Origin of the sequence: uncultured Anaerobiospirillum sp., from assembly GCF_902485895.1 — a bacterium.
Taxonomy (GTDB): Bacteria; Pseudomonadota; Gammaproteobacteria; order Enterobacterales; family Succinivibrionaceae; genus Anaerobiospirillum; species Anaerobiospirillum succiniciproducens.
In genome coordinates this window covers 1-19610 of the sequence record NZ_CABTML010000052.1, presented here as the reverse complement: position 1 = coordinate 19610, position 19610 = coordinate 1, and the positions used below count along the sequence as shown (strand labels likewise).

Genomic DNA, 19610 nt, shown 5'->3' with positions numbered 1-19610 from the left:
TTGTGCGAGAGTAGGTCATCGCCAGGCTTAATAATTTGCGGAGCGGTAGTTCAGCCGGTTAGAATGCCTGCCTGTCACGCAGGAGGTCGCGGGTTCGATTCCCGTCCGTTCCGCCACTTATTTAGAAGAACCACCCTTGAGGTGGTTTTTTCGTTTCTGGCCATGCAAAATGGCTAGTCACCACCTCAATTGACCCATCCTTTCAAGCCTACGGAACAGATCAAATCATTCGAGGCAATTGAAGCCACCTTTAAGGTGGTTTTTTCGTTTCTAGTCCCTGCCCAAAACGATAGTTACCGCACAAATCGTACTGACAAAATTCATATCGCGCAAATTTGTGGTTCAGCATTAATGAGCTTGCCAACAAGATCTCAACTTTGATTAAGCATAATGAAGAGTGTCATTGACAAGCTATGCATCCACAAAAGGCTCTTTGAGATCGTATGTACATATGATGTCATCTTCTAACCTAAAATATGCCTCTAGATCATCTGGTTGAGCAGGTATGCCTTTTAGCCAATACATGTCGCCATAATACAGACTCATTGCCCAATAATAAGGAAATTCATGATTGAGTAGAGCGGCCTCCATGTAGGTTGCAACAGGCTCTGCTAAGTGAGATTGCTCTACTAGTGCCGATGCTTCAGCATAAGAAATACCGACATAAAATTTTAGTAAATGCTTAATCAGCTCACAAAAGCTCTCTTGATTGAAAATCATGCGGCACTGTTCATCTTTGAGTACAATTCCATCTTTTGGCATCAACTAATATCCTGATAGTAAAGTTTGGTAGTCCTTATGGTTGGTATTATCGCTATTTAGCGCATTTAACAGCACCTGGTGCTGTTAAATGCGCTCAAAGATAGGTAGATTGCGTAAGTGCGATTGTGATAACGGTGCTAAGGCTATAGAATACATGGTGCAAGAGTCACTTGCTTTTAGCTAGTACATTGTTGTTAAGCTGGCTTTATTCTTGATAGACAAGTGACTGCAAGGAAACGGATGACGTGCTGTTATCCGTTGTAACAGGAGCAGGCACTGTGAACCAGATTTACGCCACTATCTTACGAAGCCTATTAGGCAATGACGTCATTGAGAGCACACTGCAGGAGGTAGAAGAGAAGTACCCTTCCCTCTTTGATAAGCTCGCTGAGCTAGCTATGCCTGATGGTTCTAATCAAGATGAGATGGTGGACTACTCTCTGCACGTGGTTGATGCTTTTATTAAGCTCAAGCAGTCAGAGATCTATCAAAATCCTGATCTCAATAAGGTCTTTAGTGCTTTTAGTGCTGTGTCTAATAGCTATGCACTAAAGAATCAGTCTGAGTATATTCTGCGTTTTGATACAGCACTTACTATCTGTGTCATGGCGCTGATGTGCGGTCTTAAAGATCTTAAGAACATCACTGCCTACTCTAATTACGCTAATCAGTATCTGCAGCTCTTATTGCCATGCATGTTACACCCGCGCTACCGTATCTCAGTACCAAACTGTCGTTCGGTGATGCGTTTAGTTAACTACAACATGCTCGAGAGCTTCTATACTAATTTCTTTACTCGCGCTAAGGTTGCAACTAAGCTCTGTCCACCATCAAAGCTTCGTGAGATTCAGCCTTCCCTTGCTAACAAGGCTGGTGCTTTTAGTGTAAATACTGAGCTGCATGGACTTACCCACGCTGATTTAGGCGCGTACTTGCCATGTTTAGGTCTTGACCACGGCCTCATCCTAGGCCCTCGTCCATTGCTCTTCTTATGCTGCGATCAGCTTAATCTTAATGGCTATGATTACCTCTTATCTTTAAATCATTTGCCTCGTGAAGTGCTTGCACAGTTTGAGTCTAGATTAGCAGCCACCTCAAATGCCAAGATTCTCATTGATCGTATTGATACTTACTATGATCTTTTAGATGAAATTTCTGAGGATATGCAGACAGTTGTTTGCATTAAGCGTATAGATCCTCAGACTAATCAGATTGAAGCCTTCTTCTACTTATCTACCTTGCCACAGGTTGAAGATAGTCTCTATTTGATTCAAAAGGCAGAGTACGAGTGTGAGATGTCCTTACGTCAAAAGGACTCTTACATCATGACCATTTCGCGCAATGACAACGAAGAGCATGAGCTATTCTTACCGCAAAGACAGGATTACAACCGCTTTGTGGTGAACATTCTGTCCTATGAGCGCGAGATCAGTGCCAAGCTAGTGGGACATTCAAACGTTAAGCCTTGGGATGTAATTCTCTATCGCAATGGCTCTAACCCAGTTGCTGCCATGACTTCGATCTTCTATTACTTCATGTCAGATATCATTGATAGTAATCAGATCATCATGCATCAGCGCAAGCGTATGTTTGACCTACTTGGCTCTAACCCATCAAGCAAGACTGACCCAAATGGCTTGTTCTAAGCACAGTTAAGCTAAAGCCTAGTTTCATCTATAACTTAATGTAGGCCATAGCTAAGCGCTTAAGAGCACTAAGTTACTATATATCCATACAAGAGTTCAGTGTGAAGCCAATGTCCCGTGAAGGTACTTTAAGGAGGCAAAACTGGACTCTTTTTATATCCCAAAAGCCCCTTTATGCACCGTTGTGTGCCCTTACATATATTTAGTGTCGATCTGCATCGAGATTTTGCACAGTCAATTTGTTATGTATGGAATTTTTGGTTAGACTTAGTAACTTTGAGGTGGATGAAATATTGAGTAATTCTACGTTTACTAAAACGAGCATCTATTGCTTGCTTTGCACTTAAAATGCTTGTTTCTCACCTCATAATGCGAGCTGGTTTCTTTTAAAAAGCATCTCATGACACCATTGTTATCACTTAGATTAAACAAGTAAGTCTTTAGCACAATTAAATTGCTAGCTTTGATGTTGATTTGATAGTGGTCTATACGATAATTAGGGGTATGAGAGCTCTGTCTATGCGACCAATTTGAGCTTATCGATGAGTTAATCATCGTGATAAGAGCTTTTAGTGGCAGCATTGAAGATCTTATTTTCGTTTTTCACGTTACGCACAGTAGAACACGTGCAATCAAGGTAGTACGGGAGATGTATTCATGGCCGGCGAAAACAAGTTAGCTGTGGCGCATGTAAACTTAGCTTTAGGCTATCGCGGTAATGAGCGACAGATCGAGCTGCTGATCAAAGAGTTAGCTAGCCTTGGTGTGCCGCAAGCTTTGATCTGCCGTGAAGATAGCCCTCTTGCTTACCACCTTGAGGGTGTTAAGGGGCTTAAGTTCTATCGTATTCGTGGAAGCGACCCTCGTTTTATGGGCCACTTCAAAGTAGGTCGTTACTCTATAATCCATGCCCATGATCTCTATGGCGTGCAGTGGGCATTCTTCCACTATCTTCTCCGTGGAACCCCATATGTAATTACTGAGCGTGACGAAGACCCTTCTATCTACGGCTTTGTGAATAAGACTGCCTATAAGACAGCTGCAGCTATTGTAGGTGTATCAGAAATCATCAAGGACACCCTAAGTGAATACTTAGGTGTTGAGGCCATGATGGTGGGCGATTGCTCCTCTCGCCTGATGCCAAATGAGAACGTCACAGCTCACTTTAAAGAAGCGCTCAAGCATCGTTTTGTTATCGGTAACATTAGCCCGCTTGTCAATCGTCAAAAGGGTCAGAGTGTACTTATCGATGCAGCTAAGATTCTCCAAGAGAAGATCCCAGAGATTGTAGTGGTCTTTGTTGGTGGCGGTGATGATGTAGGCTTGCTCCAACGTCACGCTAAAGACATGCCTTTTGTTAAGTTTGTGGGATTTAAGCGCAATTACATCGACTATATGTCTTGCTTTGATGTCTTTGCTTATCCAGCTAACTATGAGGCTAAGGGTAGTATTATTCTCGATGCTATGGAGCAGGGTGTGCCTGTGGTAGCCTCTAAGGTAGGCGGAATTCCAGATATCATTAAGCACGATGAAACAGGTTATCTCATTGAGCCAGGTGATTCTAAGGCCTTAGCTAACTACATCATGCACCTGTACGAAGATCGCAATATGTACTACCGTATTGTGCATAATGCACGTAACGTTGCCTCTGATCATAGCTCTAGTGTCATGGCAGCTCAGTACTACCGTATTTATATCAATATCCTCAATCGCAAGAAGGGCCTTCTCTAATTGCCCATTCAAACTCAAGTTGCAGCTTAACTTACCATTAAGCTAGTGCAATGTAACAGCAACTAAGCTAGTGCAATGCTGTACGATGTGGATATAAAAAAAGCGCCCTTAAGGCGCTTTTTTTATAACTGTCTTTGAAAGGGCCATTGCTTGAAAAGTGTCTAGCTAGCTCTTTTGGGCAAAATGGCCTGGCAATCGTGCTCAAGGTTAGGCATCGAAGTGATTGACCCTTGAGACGAGCATATCAAAAGGTTCAACATGAGGCTCTTTCATAAGAGTCTTGTAGATAAGCACGCAGCTAAGTAAGGATACAAAATCACGATTACGGGTATAGGTACCGTTGTGACGGATGTTGTCCTTAGAGCTAATAAGATAGGTTGCACCGACACGACGTGATTTGCCGTTTTGCTCTACCTCCAGATCAAAGTTTAGCTCAAAGATATATGGAAACTCAGTGCTTTGCATGAGATCGCAAGCTACAGGACCAATCTCTTTGGCACGTTTTTCACTAAGCAGCATTAAAGAGACGAGGTTGTTATGCGGCATATGCTCACGTACCTCGCTAGTCTCTTTTAGCGCTTCAGGATCATGTAGATCAGTGTTGATTACTGAGCAGGTTACAAAGTCATTAAAGAGGGTTTGCAGGCTAATGAGTAAATAGCCACGGCATACACCATCAATGGCGTTAACTGGTCCAATCGAGATCTTTTGTTGTCTTAAGTTTGAGATAAGATCAAAGGTGTCTTTACTTACATAGTAAGGCTCAACAACTTTCATGACATCCTCAAGCACCTTAAGCATGTCATTATCTGCAGCATTGTGGCCGATGATCTTAAGCTCTAACAGAGGGTAGACAGCTCTATCGCCAATAGTGACACCCTGTGGCAGAGATATCGAGCCAATCTTCTCCATCAGATCTGACTCACCAATACCCATTAAGAAGAGTTTGAATAAATGAGTACGTGGTACGGTGTCCTCACTTAAGGATAGTACTATCTCCTTAACGGATGCCTCCCACATTGCCTTAAGTTCACGTGGAACACCAGGCAGGAAGATAAAGACGGCTTTATTTACCTTCACCATAAAGCCACAGGCAGTGCCAGTTGGGTTTTCGATCATGATCGAACCCTCTGGGAGCATGGCTTGCTTAATGTTGGTTTGCGACATGACACGATTGCGGTTAATGAACCACTGTGACATGGAGCGGTGCCACTCTTCATTGAGAACTAGAGATTTGCCAGCTACTCTTGCAATGGCTTCGGTAGTGAGATCATCTGTAGTAGGTCCCATACCGCCAGTTTCGATAGCGATACATTCACGCTCACTTATTTCAGTAAACATGGCCATCAGTTCTTCAAGCGAGTCACCTGCAGTATGACGACGATCTACCTGAAGTCCTGATTCAAATAATTCACGGGATAAATAACTAGCATTGGTGTCATCGATATTGCCAGTAATAACTTCATCACCTGTGGAAATCAATTCAATGCGCACAAGAACTCCTGTAGTTAGACAGTCTAAATATCTTGCCAAGGCTTTAAAAAGCCATCTGCTTGTGCTTTTGTATAAAGCCATTTGCAGCTAAGCCTATAAGATCATACTTTGTTCCGATGAGCTATGGTTTCGCAAGATGTTTTGTCAATCACTGTGAATAAGGTCACGTACGCTTACATAGCTGCAAAATATGCGCATCATCCTGTCAGGCAATGTTATATATATCTTAAGAGATGATTTAATGAGCCTATGGCAAGGGGCCTCAATCAAATTAGGAGGTGCTTTAAATACTGCCATTTGGGCTGTTTTTAAGCCCTTAAATGATGCGCCTAAGGTAGAAATTCAGTGAATTGCGATTGCTGTGGTACCCTATAGTGCATTAAGAAATGCACTTAAAGTACGTAGGTACTGACACAATCAGGAGACTTACATGCCAATTAATATTCCAACAGGTTTACCAGCAGCCGATGTGCTTGCTCAAGAGAAAGTGTTTGTAATGACACAGGATCGTGCCGAGAGCCAGGATATCCGTCCTCTCGAGATCATCATCCTAAACCTGATGCCGAAGAAGATTGTTACTGAAATTCAGTACATGCGTAAGCTCTCAAGTACACCAATTCAGATTAATATCGATCTTTTACGAATTGATCGTCATATCTCTCGCAATACCCCACAGTCTCATTTAGACACTTTCTACAAGGATTTTGAGGAGATTAAAGATCGTTACTACGACGGTATGATCATCACTGGTGCCCCATTAGATCAAACCGAGTTTGAGGACGTTACTTTCTGGGATGAGCTTACAACCATCCTAGACTGGACTAAAACGCACGTCACCTCCACGCTCTTTTCATGCTGGGGTGTAGCTGCAGCTTTAAAGCACTTTTACGATATTCCAATGCTCAACCGTGCTAAGAAGCTCTCGGGTGTTTTTCAGCATGAGGTCATCGATGATCTCAATCCATTTACTTATGGTTTTGATGATTTCTTCTTTGCACCTCACTCACGCTTTATCGATTTCCCTGAGGAGATGTTTAAAGATAAGACTGACCTTATCATTGTCGCTCAGTCTGCGCGTGCCGGCGTATTCTTAGCCACCTCAAAAGATCGCAAGCAGCTGTATGTTACTGGTCACCCTGAATACGATCCAGAGACCCTCTCTGATGAGTTCTACCGTGATTTAAGCTCTGGACTAACTCCAGATCTGCCAGTTAACTATTTCCCTGATGATGATCCATCAGGCGAGCCAATTTGTACCTGGCGCTCACATGCTGCTCTGCTCTTTAGAAACTGGGTTAACTACATCTATCAAGAGACCCCATACGACTTTGTCATGCGTCGCGACTAAATTACCTGCCTAGACGCATAAAAGGCATAGGTGGCAATTGTACATCTATGCCTTGTCTTATAAGCCCATCTCAACAAGTCCTCAGCGCTTGTGATTTCTACCCTTCACAATAAATTTAGAGCCTTCATAAGTCCTTAGTGTGCAGTGTTTGTAGGATCATGTGCGCACTGTTCATAGGTGCGGGCGATTTTTTCCTTGTTGGTGCATGGCCACACAGGCCTGAGCCTGATAAAATACAAGGTTCCAATGATGGGCAAGAATCAATTACCCAATAGTAGTTTTCTAAGCAGCCCCTAGGGCAGAGGCTTTTTTACGGCCTTGCAAGGATTGCATGGCGTCGAGGCAATAGTTTTGGATAAATTTCAGATTACCGGCGGTAAGGTACTGCGCGGCGAGGTTACTATCAGCGGAGCAAAGAATGCAGCTCTGCCAATCCTTTTAGCTACCATGTTGACCTCTGAGGATGTCACACTTAAGAACGTACCAGATCTGCGTGACGTGCAGACTTGCCTTAAGTTACTGACAATCATGGGCAAGAGCTACGAGCGTCTCGGTGAATCTGAATATCTCATAAAGGGTAAAGTTACTCATAACGTAGCCCCATATGAGCTGGTTAAGACCATGCGTGCCTCCATCTTAGCTTTAGGGCCGCTCACCGCCTTTTTAGGCTCAGCTGAGGTATCGCTACCAGGTGGTTGTGCCATTGGTGCTCGTCCTGTGGACCTGCATGTTAAAGGCTTAAAGGAGTTAGGCGCTACTTTTGAGCTTGCTGATGGCTATATTCGTGCTCAGGCTCCGGATGGTCGTTTGCATGGCGGCACCATCATGATGGATAAGGTATCGGTTACTGGTACTGAAAACCTGATGATGGCTGCAGCTTTAGCTGAAGGCACTACAGTTATTGAGAACGCTGCTCGTGAGCCAGAGATTACTGACTTAGCTGTATTCTTACGTGCAATGGGTGCCAATATTAGCGGTGACGGTACCCCTAAGATTGTCATTGAGGGTGTCAGCTCTTTACATTCTTGTGAGCACTCTATTGTGTGCGACCGTATTGAGGGAGGTACTTACCTAGTAGCTGCAATGGCAAGCCATGGTGAGGTGTTATGTAAGAACATCCTGCCATCCACCTTAGATCCTGTTATTGCCAAGCTTAAAGATGCGGGCGCTTTAATTGAGCTGCACGATGACAGCATCTACCTTGATATGCGCAATCGTGACATTCTGCCTGTTAACATCATTACTGCTCCACATCCAGGTTTCCCAACTGACATGCAGGCTCAGTTCATGGTGTTAAATGCCTTAGCTAAAGGTTCAAGCACCGTTACTGAGACCATCTTTGAAAATCGCTTTATGCATGTTCCAGAGCTGATGCGCATGGGTGCAAAGTTCTCTATTCAGGGTAATACCGTTCACATTGAAGGTGTTGAACAGCTTAAGGGTGCGCAAGTCATGGCAACTGACTTACGCGCTTCTGCAAGTTTAGTGATTGCAGGCTTAGTGGCTGAAGGTACTACCATCGTAGAGCGTATCTACCATATGGATCGTGGCTATGAGCATATCGAGCGTAAGATTAGAGCCCTTGGTGGAACTATTGAGCGTATCTCAGGTCAATAATTTTGACATGAGCGATCTTTAAAGTTTAGCCTTGAGCTCATTTTAGTAGAGAGCTTAATAAAGCTTTAAAGCACGTAAGTTAGCATCTAGTGTACGTATCATTAGATGCTAGGACTTGAAAGACTTACTAACACTACCATCTGATGTTTGATCTAAGCGCATATAACACATTTAACCTAACCGTCTTTGCTAAGGATGGCCGCGAGATTTGTTCAAAGCAAGATCTCAAAGAGCCCGTTAGTAGGCCTTACATCATCTTAGGTGGTGGCTCTGATGTGCTATTTACCGAAGACTTTGACGGCACTGTTCTCATTAATCGCATTAAGGGCATTGAGGTTAGTAAATGCTCTAATGGCTATAAGGTCAGAGCCGGTGGCGGTGAGATTTTAGATGAACTCATTGATAAGTTGCTTGACAAAGGTATCTGTGGCCTTGAGAATCTCTCACTTATACCCGGTACTGTAGGTGCTGCTCCGATTCAGAATGTGGGTGCCTATGGTATTGAAATTGGTGACTTTATCGAGTCCATTGAGGCTGTAGATCTCAAGGATGGTTCTGAACATGTGCTTGGCAAAGATGAGTGTAAGTTTGGCTATAGAACTTCACTGTTTAAAGAGCCAGAGTTTTCAAGCTACTTCATTACTCATGTAACCTTTGTGCTTCCTGATTGCTTTAAGCCTAAGCAAAACTATGCAGGATTGCAAAGCGTAGAGTTTAAGTCACCACGTCAGGTACGTGATCGTGTGATCGCCCTGCGTAATGAGAAGTTACCTAACCCAGCTTATGTCGGTAATGCTGGTAGCTTTTTTAAAAATCCTTACGTAACTACTGAGATCTATGAGAAGCTCAAGGCAAAATACGCTAATATGCCTTGTTGGCAACAAGAAGACGGTAGTTATAAGTTAGCTGCAGGTTGGCTTATTGATAAGTCAGGCTGTCGCGGCATTAAGCACGGTCAGGTGGGTACTTGGGGCAATCAGGCTCTAGTTATCGTCAACCTAGGTCGCGCTAAGCCACATGAAATTACCGCTTTAGCCAAATACATCACGGCTGAAGTGAAAGAAAAGTTTTTAATCGATCTCGTACCTGAAGTTCGTCTTTACGGTAAGAACGGAGAAATAGCATGGGATCAAATCTGAGCTTTGTAATGCCTTTATTACGCTGTCTCAATCAGTCTGAAGACCTGCGTATGAACTACCGCCTTCTGTGCAAGCGTTTAGAGGTAACTGTAGAAGTTCTCCAAGAGATCGCAGAGCTCGTAAATGAGATGGAGCCATTGCTCTATCAAGACGGCGAAGATTTAGTCTTGGTCAAAAAGCTCGATCTTATCAATGCCAAGAACATTCATGAGAAGGTATCTACTCGTGGCCGCTTCGTCTTAAAAGATGTCACCCCATCAACTAATGGTGAACTGATGAATGCTCGTGATGAGCTTGTTTCAGGTGATGCTTTAGTTGCTGAGATTCAGACACAGGGACGCTCATTACGTGGTACTCAATGGTTAACCTCTATTGGTACTAATATCATGCTGTCCATGGCATTTAAGTTCCCATCACATCAGCACTTGTTAGGCTTCTCATTAGCAGTAGGCGTTGCTACTGTAAATGCCTTAGAGTTTGCAGGTGTTCGTGATGTGAAGCTCAAGTGGCCAAATGATGTAGTGATTAACGACAAGAAGGTCGCAGGCATTTTAATTGAGTCTGTACAAGGCGAGGGCGAAGAGATCTTCGCTATTGTTGGTGTGGGCTTAAATGTACATCACTCAGAGAGCATTGATAAGCTCATCGATCGTCCATATACCGATTTAGAAGAGCTTGGTTACAATCTTACTCGTGATGAGATCTGCATTAACCTCATCAATGAGATTAAGTATGCAGCTTCAAGCTTCCGTAAGCACCGCTTAGCTCAGTTCTTAGATAGCTGGAATCGCCACGACTCACTTTTAGGTCGACAAGTTGAGGTGGTGATCTCTGCTCATCGTACTGTAGTTGGTCGTGTCTCAGGTGTGAACAGCTTAGGTGAGCTCATCTTAGAGAGTAATGCAGGATGTACTGCAATACGCTCTGGCCATATCTCGCTTATCCGCTACTAAGCAAGTGCACTATCACTGTAGCTTTAAGAAAAAAGGCTCCCATCGGGAGCCTTTTTTCTTGGTCTTGCTTGAAGTGGGCAGTAAATGCTACTTACGCAGATAGACCTTATCCACAGAGTGGTTTTTGCCCTTGTGCATGATGAGGTTAGCACGGTTACGGCTTGGGAGAATGTTCTCCACTAAGTTGTCGTGGTTTACTGCACTCCAAATAGTGGTAGCTAAGTGGGTAGCATCCTCAAGATCTAATTTTGCGTATCTGTGGAAGTAGGAGTTAGGGTTATTAAAGGTGCTCTCACGTAACTTTAAGAAACGATCTAAGTACCACTTAATGAGGCACTCTTCCTCAGCATCAACATAGATAGAGAAGTCGATGAAATCAGAGATAAAGACCTTATTACGGATGGTTGGATAGTCAGCTCCGTTTTGTAGCACATTAACACCCTCTAAGATGAGGATATCAGGGCGATCAACAATGGTGTACTCACCTGGCATAACATCGTAGTAAAGGTGTGAATACACAGGTACCTTGAGGTTAGGCTCGCCGTTTTTAAGCTGCTGCAAGAAAGTCATCAAGGCTTTCACGTCGTATGAAACAGGGTAGCCCTTCTTTGCCTCAATATGACGCTCATGCAAGATCTTGTTCGGGAATAAGAAGCCGTCAGTAGTGATGAGATCTACCTTAGGATTGGTATCCCACATAGAGATCAGATGCTTTAACAAATTAGCAGTAGTGGTTTTGCCACATGCAACTGAACCAGAAATAGAGATGATGAAAGGAGCGCTTTCTATAGACTTGCCGAGGAACTGCTGAATAACAGTAGATCTATCGTGACGTGAGCGCACATACATGTGCAACAGTCGTGATAATGGCATGTAGATTCGCTCTACTTCTTCAAGTGAGATCTTGTCATTGAAAGCTAAGCACTTTTGCAGCTCTTCTTCAGTGAGCTTCACCTTGCGCTTGTTGTGAGCAAAGGTTGACCAAGTATCCGCAGAGAACTCAAAGAAAGGTGAGATTATTTCATTATCTGCACTTAGAGGATTAAGAGGAGTCTCATGACCTTTAATGGCGGTCATGATATCTGGCTTGGAATCAGTTACGTCACTTTGTGCTTGAGCAGCTTTGGCAACGTTCTCATCATTAGATGGGCTAAGAGGGACTGAAGCTGTTTCTAAGCTTTCAGATGTCGGGGGTGCTTCGTAAGCAACATTATTTTCAGGTTGCTCAGTTGACATAATTACCTCTCACAGAATGTGCTTAGTGCATACAACAATGAAAATGCTCTTAGGTAATCCACAGTACCAAGAGATGATTTGTCAGATCTTAACGCATTGACAGCTAAAAAGCCCTAATTTTTTTGGACAAATCACTTAATATACCCAAGTAGTTAGCTGATTAACCCCAATTTGAGGGGGTAACTTGCTAATAAGAAAGCTTAAGGGATCATCAAGGTACTTTAAAGATCATATTAAAGCTTGGATGCGCGGGTGGGGATTTTAAAGATCATCTCTCAGATCGAGTTACATGGCTTTTTATGAAACTTGTCCGTTAATTTGACCCAAAAGTGCTCCGAAATGGCGATATAGGCAGACTAAGCACTAATAGGAGTGGTATTTTTGCTCATATAGGCCACTTATGTGACTAAATTAAGGACTTGTTCGTTACATTCAATTAAAATGGATGGGGATTGTACAATCTTTCGTTGTAATATGGATCGTTGCTCCGAAAGTCACTTCATGATCTATGGGTAATCAGCGTATAACCTAAGATCGTTGTTCTTGCTTTATAGCCTTAAGATTTGCCACCTCATACCATCATTTGTGAATAAGGTGAGCGGGCGCTTGAAAAATAACATTGCTCGTTAATGGCAATCGCGTCGCATTTAAGTAGAATTAAGCTAAGCAAGATCACTACAGTGACATTGATCGGATCGATAATAGAATTTTAGAACCGTATATCTGTAAAGACTGCGGATTAAGACGGCATACGTCCACGAGATACCTGTTGGTATCGTTCTAATCACAGGCAGAATCTTCATGAATCAGAGTATTTTTGAACAGCAAGACATTCTAGATAAGCTGTTCTTGCAACTTAAGCGCGATTATCAGGAAGGTAAAACTTCAGAGTACAACTCTCTAGTAAGCATTGCTCCTACCATGACTAAAGATGAGTACGAGCAAATGATCGAGCGTTTTACCGCCTATATGCGTGGCAAAGAGATCGATGCTCTTAATGAGCATGAAGTTAAGTTACGCTCTGCGCTTCCTTTCTTGCCTGAAAACATGAATACAGGTCTACTCGGCATTGAGCTCGAGTTACTCAAGCATCTCAACGCTTTCATCGTTAAGCGTGATCAAAGAGTTGCTGATGCAGTTCAAGACGCATTCAAAGCACTGCAAGATCAGAATGCTCAATTGCAAAAGGAGCTGGATCGTACTCAAGAGGCCCTTGCTAAGAGCAATCACGATTTAGAGGCATTACGTGCTTCTTTAATTGATGTTAAGCAAGATGGTCTTTTTAAGCAGCAGGTCATGGAAAACATGTCCATGTCTGTTGATATCTTAGATCTGCTGCAGTGCTTAAACTCCGGTGAGCAGCAATTATCTGTTGAAGGCCTCCCAGTTAACTTAAAGCTGCGTGAGGATATGAACGATCTGTTAAGCCGCGCTAAGTCATTAAGTGCAGCAGAAAGAGCCGCTCTATCTGGCATGATTTTCAAGGCCGGTGACTTAGTTAAGACTGCTAAGGCTTTAGGTTACTCAGTTGCGGATCTCAAGCAAAATGCTGATGGCCAGAGCATCAATCCACTCAAGCAAGATAATGATGCAACAGCTAAGTCTGTAGATGAGTCTTTATCCGAAAGCTCCAAGGCATTAGGTTCTGTTCCTCCTTTACCTGAGGAGTTCCGCCATCTTGAGCAGTTAGGTGCTGATGATAGCTATTCTGATGAGTTTGAAAGTGGCGATGATGATGTAGGCGTTTCCTTTGCCAAGGTTGCAGCTGCATTAGCTGCAGCAAGTGGTACTAAGAAGACTGCCGATAAGAACACCCTGCCAAAATCACTGCAGGCCAAACTCGGCGATCGCGTGGATATTCTCTCAAGAATTGGTCGTGGTACAGCCGATAACATGTCCGAGCTTATCTCTGCTATGCAGGGTTCAGAGGGCAATGTGATCGCTCGCCGTCTAGAGGCTCGTCAGGCTCGTCGTGATGCAAGCATGGCTGCATCTGATAGCACTACTGAGGCCCAAAATTTCAAGGCCGCTGAGCTGGCTACCTTAGTTCAGGAGCGTACCTCTACTCACGCTGAGCGTATTGCAGCACAAAGCTGCTTAAACGCTTTAGCCTCAGGTGATGAGGATGAGTCACGTTCTACTCGTGAGAGTATCTCTGGTCCAATTGCTCTTGCTGGCAAGATTGGTGCTCGCGTTAGTGCTGAAAATAGCAAGGTAGTAGACACAGCCTTACTCTTTGGTCAGATCAGTACTTTAGTTGAAGACTTACTCAATCAAAAGTCTGTTGATGAGCTCAAGCCTCAAGATATTGAGAAGCTCATTATCGACGCTCGTAGCAACAGCTCCATTAGCCGTTATGAGCCAGCTCTACTCCGTCGCTTGATCTTAAAGAGCATCTTTGTTGGCCCTCAGTATTTAGTCGCAGCTGACTTAAGAGAAAACGATGTAGATCTGCTCGTAAGTCTGCCAACTGAAAAAGCTCGCGCCTTTGCTCGTACAAGCATTGAGTTAGGCAATTCATTTTCCGATCTACTCTCTGAGTCTAAAAAGAATGCATCAGACTCAGACGGAGACCGTCCCACGCAAGGGTCAGCTATTTCAGCCTTAATCTCTGGCGTAGACAGCGATAAAAAAGCTTTATTTGTTGATAGCAAGCAATCTACAAATCAAGAGACAGAGCAATCTACTCAAGATAGTGAGCTTGCTAATAAGAGCTTAGCACAAAGAGTTTCTCAGGCATCTGATATAGCCAATGTTGGCGCAGCTTTAAGAAGCGAAATTGAAGGTATCAAGAATCGTTTTGATGCTGCTTTTGAGGGCTTGAATACCAAGTCAACCTCAGTAATTAATGCTAAGCCAACTTCAGTTATTAATAGTTCTAATCCTAAAGCGCTACCTCGTGAAGAGCGCACTTTAGTTAGAACCATGGCTGCAGAGCGTGATAACGATAATGTTGCAGCATTTGCTGAAGCATCTGCCAAGATCGAGAAGCTTGCGCCTCTGTTACATGAAGCAGGTAAAGAAATAGCTAAAGCTCGTAAAGAGTTTGAAAATGCTATCGCTGACTCCAAGCTAAAAGAAGAGCAAGCGCGTCTGAATGAGCAGTACACACCTACCTCTAAGAAGTTATCTTTAGGTTCAAACGGTGCCTTTAGCTTTGGCAAAGGCGCTTTAGAAGATTCTGAAAAGGAAGAGACCAGTACTGCAACTGACGAGATTGCATCTGTAGCTAAAGATGTAGTTAAGGTTGCATATGCACTTGAAGAGGCGTCTTATCACAAGCGTGAGCGTAAGCAGTCACTCTTTGGTGGTAACACTCAAGGCGTAACTGTCTTTGGTGCTGATACTCATAGCTTTGATGATGAGCTCAGCCCATCAGAGAGCTCTAAGCTTAGCGACAAAGATAATTCTTTTATCGCTGATGGTGAGGACTTATCTGATTTCGTTACTGGCAATATCAACGACATCAAACCAATTAAGGATGATGCTCTAAAAGTTGAAGCCTATAAGGAAGATCAAGACTTTCAAGTAAAGCATCACATGGATCCTTATGAGCAAGCACGCCTCAATCAAGGGACAAATGCTCAAGTTGTACAAACATCACTTTCTCAGAACACTAATATCGTGAAGGATAGTGGTGCTTCGAGTGATAGCCGTATTAGCAATACTTTTGATTTTGGATCCACTTCTTTTAACTTCGGTGCCCAGATACAGCCAAATCTCTCATCAACTGAGCGTGGCCCTGTGCAAAAGGCAGCCGATCAGTTAAAGGATGTTTTAAGTGCCGCTTTAGCTGCAGGTAAGAGCAAGCTTTCAAATGAGAGCAAAGATGGTGTCATCAATACTGAGACCACCTCTATCGTTAAGAACTCCGCGCCTCCTTTAGCCGTCGATCCAACTGGTCGCGTCATGGATGCTCAAGAACTGCGCAAAAAGCAGCAGCTTTATGAGTTCAAGTTAAAGGGTGATGGTCCATCTACTCTTATCACCAAGGGTGACTCTAGTGCAGAGGCTCAAGAAAAGTCTCAAGACAAGAGCGAAGACAAGCTAGAGGCACAGTCACAAGAAAAGTTAGAAGACAAAGCTCTAGATAAATCCGAAGATAAATCCGAAGATAAATCCGAAGATAAATCTGTGGCCGATGCTCCTAAGTCATCCTCCCTTGACGAAGAGCTAGGTAAGGATGACTCTACAGAAGCATCTGATGATGCTGTCGACACTAAAAGTGTAGATGAGCAGTCAAAGGGCGCATCTAACGACGAATCTAATGATGCATCTACAGATGCATCTGAAGAGGCTGTCGACACCAAAAGTGTAGATGAGCAGTCCAAGGATGAATCTAGCGACGAAAAGGATGTAGGAGATCTGCCTAGCGATGTATCTCGTGTAGATCTTGCTATGTTAGAAGCTGCTTTTGAACAGGCTGAGTCTGATAAGGCTCAAGCGGATAAGGCTGCATCTGAAAAGGCTGAGGCTGATAAGGCCGAAGCGGATAAGGCTGAATCTGAAAAAGCTCAGGCTGATAAGGCCGAAGCGGATAAGGCTGCATCTGAAAAGGCTGACACTGATAAACACAGTGAAGCTAGCAAAGAGAAGTCTGAAGCTCAAGAAGATAAGTCAGAGGACAGTGTAGATAAGTCAGCTGACGCGTCTTTTGAGAATAAGGATGGCTCTAAGGACGAGGACGTTCTTGAAGATAAGCAGAGTACTTCTAGCAATATCTTTATAAGTCCAAGTTCTTTTAACTCAAGTACTGCGCCTTTTGCCGTCATGATTGACCCAGCTAAGCAGTTTGTGGTCAAGACTAAGCTTAAAGATGACGAGAAGCGTACCTTAGGTATGGTTAGCTCCATGCTTGAGAACAAGGTCAATAGTCATATCAAGATGGTGAAAGACACGCTCAGCAGTGCTGGCTCTTTATCAAGCTTCCGCTTTGCTGATTTTACCTCTTACTATCGCCAGTGTATCGATAACCTCGAGTCCGATGGTTACGTCAACGCTGCGCTAAAGAGAATTCTTGTAGATAAGATGAGTTTCGATCTTAAACACGAGACCATTAGTAAACTTACATTTAAGTCAGATCTCAAGAATAATCATGGCAAGAGTGGTAGTGTTGCTTCTAATGAAGACGATACTGACCTAAGTCCAAGCAATGATGCTAAGAGTGAAGAGTCTCACTTAAATGCTGATAAGTCTGATGAGTCTGACAAAAACCACGCAAAAGAGCCTGGTTTTGTCATCTTAGATAAGGCAGACGCATCTGATGGAAAAGATGAGCAGCCTAGTAGTTCAAAAGGCGGCATTGCCTCTTTTGTAACTAACTTATTCTCAAGTCAGAAGAGCGATAAGAATCAGTCTAGTCATAAGGACACTGGCTTCTTTATCGTAAAAGACTCGGATAAAGAAGGTAAGGACGACAAGTAAAAGCAACTTGAGTTCATACATATAAGCTTAACAGCGCCTGCATGAGGTATCTTTATGGATACTTTGTTCAGGCGCTGTTTGTTTATACGTTCTACAAATATAACCGCCAGCCGCCAACACAACCTAGAAGCTGCAACGCATGCAGTTACATAGCATCATATACATATCTGCACACTTACATAGATGAGACCACTTTTATTAAGGACAGGGCACAAGATCACTCGCAATTTAAGAGCTAATTTGGCCTTTTGATGCGCAAGATGGTGTCTACCGTGATCTTGTGGTGCTATAGATCAGTGCAAAAGAAGTAGCTTGCTTGAGGTTTTGGTGGGGGCAGGCTGTAATTTATTTGGGTGAACTCTGTCATTTATCAGCTGCTGTTAGTAATTTGTCTGGCTGCATTAGGGAGATCAAAGAATTTTTGAGGTGTGTGATGGCACGAAAGCTAGCGCTAATCAGCTCCTGATGGCTTTTAAGCGACGCCAATTTACTTAGTAATATGGTTGGTCTGCAATGAAAACAGCACAAGATCACGGCAAGATCGTAACTTTTTTTAAGCCAAAAGAACCGATATATAAGCGCTTTTTAATATTAGGTGTGAAAAAACTTAAAAAAACTTTAAAAAAACTCTTGCCAAGGTTGGGGGTGATGCTTATAATGGCCTCGCTTTCTGACGACAACGAAAGAAAGCAAATTGGAGGGGTTCCCGAGTGGCCAAAGGGATCAGACTGTAAATCTGCCGGCTCTGCCTTCGATGGTTCGAATCCGTCCCCCTCCACCATCCTTTCTTATGTCTTTCAGACAGCTCACTATCTTACTCTCTGATAGTCGAAACAATAATCCACAAAGCACTGAAAATCATCAAGCTAGACTGAATTTAGGCTTGTTGTGTTGTATGCGATAACTACAAACCTATTCACCATGGTTTGGGATTAGTGTTAAGTACACAGGTTACAGTGCGGGCATCGTATAATGGTTATTACCCAAGCCTTCCAAGCTTGTGATACGGGTTCGATTCCCGCTGCCCGCTCCATTTCACAATCTGTGAGCATCTCCCCGACTCGATTGACAGGAATATCAAAATGGCAAAAGAGAAGTTTGTCCGTTCCAAGCCACACGTAAACGTAGGTACCATCGGTCACGTTGACCACGGTAAGACAACCTTAACCGCTGCTTTAACTAAGGTTTTAGCTGAGAAGTTTGGTGGCGAAGTTCGCGCATTCGACCAGATCGACAATGCTCCAGAAGAGAAGGCACGTGGTATTACCATTAACTCTTCTCACGTTGAGTACGATACCGAGACCCGTCACTACGCCCACGTAGACTGCCCAGGCCACGCTGACTATGTTAAGAACATGATCACTGGTGCTGCTCAGATGGACGGCGCTATCTTAGTTTGTGCTGCTACCGACGGCCCAATGCCACAGACCCGTGAGCACATCCTGTTAGCTCGTCAGGTAGGCGTTCCATACATCCTCGTATTCTTAAACAAGTGCGACATGGTTGACGACGAGGAATTATTAGACCTCGTTGAGATGGACGTTCGTGAGTTACTCTCTGAGTACAAGTTCCCAGGCGATGACACCCCAGTTATCCGTGGTTCCGCTTTAGGCGCATTAAACGGCGAAGAGAAGTGGGTTGAGAAGGTTTTAGAACTCGCTGCTGCTTTAGATTCTTACATCCCAGAGCCAAAGCGTGACATCGACCACCCATTCTTATTACCAATTGAGGACGTATTCTCAATTTCTGGTCGTGGTACCGTAGTAACTGGTCGTGTTGAGCGTGGTATCGTTCGCGTATCTGACGAAGTTGAAATCGTTGGTATCCGTGAGACCACCAAGACCGTTGTTACCGGCGTTGAAATGTTCCGTAAGTTATTAGACCAGGGTCAGGCTGGTGATAACGTAGGCGTTCTGCTCCGTGGTACCAAGCGTGAAGACGTTGAGCGTGGCCAGGTATTAGCTCACCCAGGCACCATCACTCCTCACACCAAGTTCGACGGTGAGGTTTACGTATTATCTAAGGACGAAGGCGGCCGTCACACCCCATTCTTCAAGGGCTACCGTCCACAGTTCTTCTTCCGCACCACTGACATCACCGGTTCTATCGACTTAGGTGAGGGTGTAGAGATGGTTATGCCAGGTGACAACACCAAGATGACCGTTACCCTGATCCACCCAGTTGCTATGGCTGCTGGTGAGCGCTTCGCTATCCGTGAGGGTGGCCGTACCGTAGGTGCAGGCGTTGTTTCAACCATCAT

Annotated in this window: 11 protein-coding genes and 3 tRNA genes; 11 read left to right on the top strand and 3 right to left on the bottom strand. The window is 43.9% G+C overall.

Annotated elements, in window-relative coordinates; genetic code table 11:
* Window positions 1-39: 39 nt before the first annotated feature.
* Window positions 40-116, top strand: a tRNA-Asp gene (locus RDO37_RS04185).
* 295 nt (window positions 117-411) lie between these two features.
* Here the strand turns inward: RDO37_RS04185 and RDO37_RS04180 are convergent.
* On the bottom strand, window positions 412-762 hold the full coding sequence (locus tag RDO37_RS04180) for a hypothetical protein (protein WP_308498216.1): 351 nt from the start codon (window positions 760-762) through the stop codon (window positions 412-414).
* Between the two features lie 245 nt (window positions 763-1007).
* Here RDO37_RS04180 and RDO37_RS04175 point away from each other — a divergent pair, with 245 nt between their 5' ends.
* Window positions 1008-2408 carry a hypothetical protein gene (locus RDO37_RS04175; RefSeq protein ID WP_273326413.1) on the top strand — a complete coding sequence of 467 codons (1401 nt, stop codon included), beginning with the start codon at window positions 1008-1010 and terminating at the stop codon, window positions 2406-2408.
* Between the two features lie 657 nt (window positions 2409-3065).
* Window positions 3066-4139 carry a glycosyltransferase family 4 protein gene (locus tag RDO37_RS04170; RefSeq protein WP_308498215.1) on the top strand — a complete coding sequence of 358 codons (1074 nt, stop codon included), beginning with the start codon at window positions 3066-3068 and terminating at the stop codon, window positions 4137-4139.
* 207 nt (window positions 4140-4346) lie between these two features.
* On the opposite strand, the gene RDO37_RS04165 is transcribed toward RDO37_RS04170, so the two are convergent.
* A complete protein-coding gene (locus RDO37_RS04165) occupies window positions 4347-5633 on the bottom strand; it encodes a molybdopterin-binding protein (RefSeq protein WP_308498214.1) in 1287 nt (428 codons plus the stop codon).
* A 430-nt stretch (window positions 5634-6063) separates the two neighbouring features.
* Between RDO37_RS04165 and metA the strand changes: the two genes are divergently transcribed.
* The 4 genes from metA (at window position 6064) to RDO37_RS04145 (ending at window position 10690) form a co-directional block, all read left to right on the top strand.
* Window positions 6064-6981, top strand: coding sequence for a homoserine O-succinyltransferase (metA, locus tag RDO37_RS04160; RefSeq protein ID WP_308498213.1), 918 nt, complete (start codon window positions 6064-6066; stop codon window positions 6979-6981).
* A 351-nt stretch (window positions 6982-7332) separates the two neighbouring features.
* Window positions 7333-8598: a UDP-N-acetylglucosamine 1-carboxyvinyltransferase gene (gene murA / locus RDO37_RS04155; RefSeq protein ID WP_308498212.1), complete on the top strand. Its 1266-nt coding sequence runs from the start codon at window positions 7333-7335 to the stop codon at window positions 8596-8598.
* A gap of 143 nt (window positions 8599-8741) precedes the next feature.
* A complete protein-coding gene (gene murB / locus RDO37_RS04150; RefSeq protein WP_044121986.1) occupies window positions 8742-9737 on the top strand; it encodes a UDP-N-acetylmuramate dehydrogenase in 996 nt (331 codons plus the stop codon).
* A complete protein-coding gene (locus tag RDO37_RS04145) occupies window positions 9722-10690 on the top strand; it encodes a biotin--[acetyl-CoA-carboxylase] ligase (RefSeq protein ID WP_027940094.1) in 969 nt (322 codons plus the stop codon). The genes murB and RDO37_RS04145 overlap by 16 nt, the downstream gene beginning before the upstream one ends.
* A gap of 87 nt (window positions 10691-10777) precedes the next feature.
* Here RDO37_RS04145 and coaA read toward each other — a convergent pair whose 3' ends face one another.
* A complete protein-coding gene (coaA, locus tag RDO37_RS04140; RefSeq protein WP_374045304.1) occupies window positions 10778-11926 on the bottom strand; it encodes a type I pantothenate kinase in 1149 nt (382 codons plus the stop codon).
* Between the two features lie 801 nt (window positions 11927-12727).
* Between coaA and RDO37_RS04135 the strand changes: the two genes are divergently transcribed.
* The 4 genes from RDO37_RS04135 to tuf form a co-directional block, all read left to right on the top strand.
* On the top strand, window positions 12728-17350 hold the full coding sequence (locus RDO37_RS04135) for a hypothetical protein (RefSeq protein WP_308498211.1): 4623 nt from the start codon (window positions 12728-12730) through the stop codon (window positions 17348-17350).
* Window positions 17351-18046: 696 nt separating this feature from the next.
* A tRNA-Tyr gene (locus tag RDO37_RS04130) sits at window positions 18047-18131 on the top strand.
* A 177-nt stretch (window positions 18132-18308) separates the two neighbouring features.
* Window positions 18309-18383: transfer RNA gene (locus RDO37_RS04125), tRNA-Gly, on the top strand.
* A 49-nt stretch (window positions 18384-18432) separates the two neighbouring features.
* On the top strand, window positions 18433-19610 hold a 1178-nt coding region (tuf, locus tag RDO37_RS04120; protein WP_308498210.1), incomplete at its 3' end, for an elongation factor Tu.

Excerpts from the sequence above, each read along its gene's own strand:
- coaA (WP_374045304.1), bottom strand. The coding sequence starts at position 11,926 with ATGTCAACTGAGCAACCTGAAAATAATGTTGCTTACGAAGCACCCCCG.
- RDO37_RS04135 (WP_308498211.1), top strand. The coding sequence starts at position 12,728 with ATGAATCAGAGTATTTTTGAACAGCAAGACATTCTAGATAAGCTGTTC.
- RDO37_RS04180 (WP_308498216.1), bottom strand. The coding sequence starts at position 762 with ATGCCAAAAGATGGAATTGTACTCAAAGATGAACAGTGCCGCATGATT.
- murB (WP_044121986.1), top strand. The coding sequence starts at position 8,742 with ATGTTTGATCTAAGCGCATATAACACATTTAACCTAACCGTCTTTGCT.
- RDO37_RS04145 (WP_027940094.1), top strand. The coding sequence starts at position 9,722 with ATGGGATCAAATCTGAGCTTTGTAATGCCTTTATTACGCTGTCTCAAT.
- RDO37_RS04170 (WP_308498215.1), top strand. The coding sequence starts at position 3,066 with ATGGCCGGCGAAAACAAGTTAGCTGTGGCGCATGTAAACTTAGCTTTA.
- metA (WP_308498213.1), top strand. The coding sequence starts at position 6,064 with ATGCCAATTAATATTCCAACAGGTTTACCAGCAGCCGATGTGCTTGCT.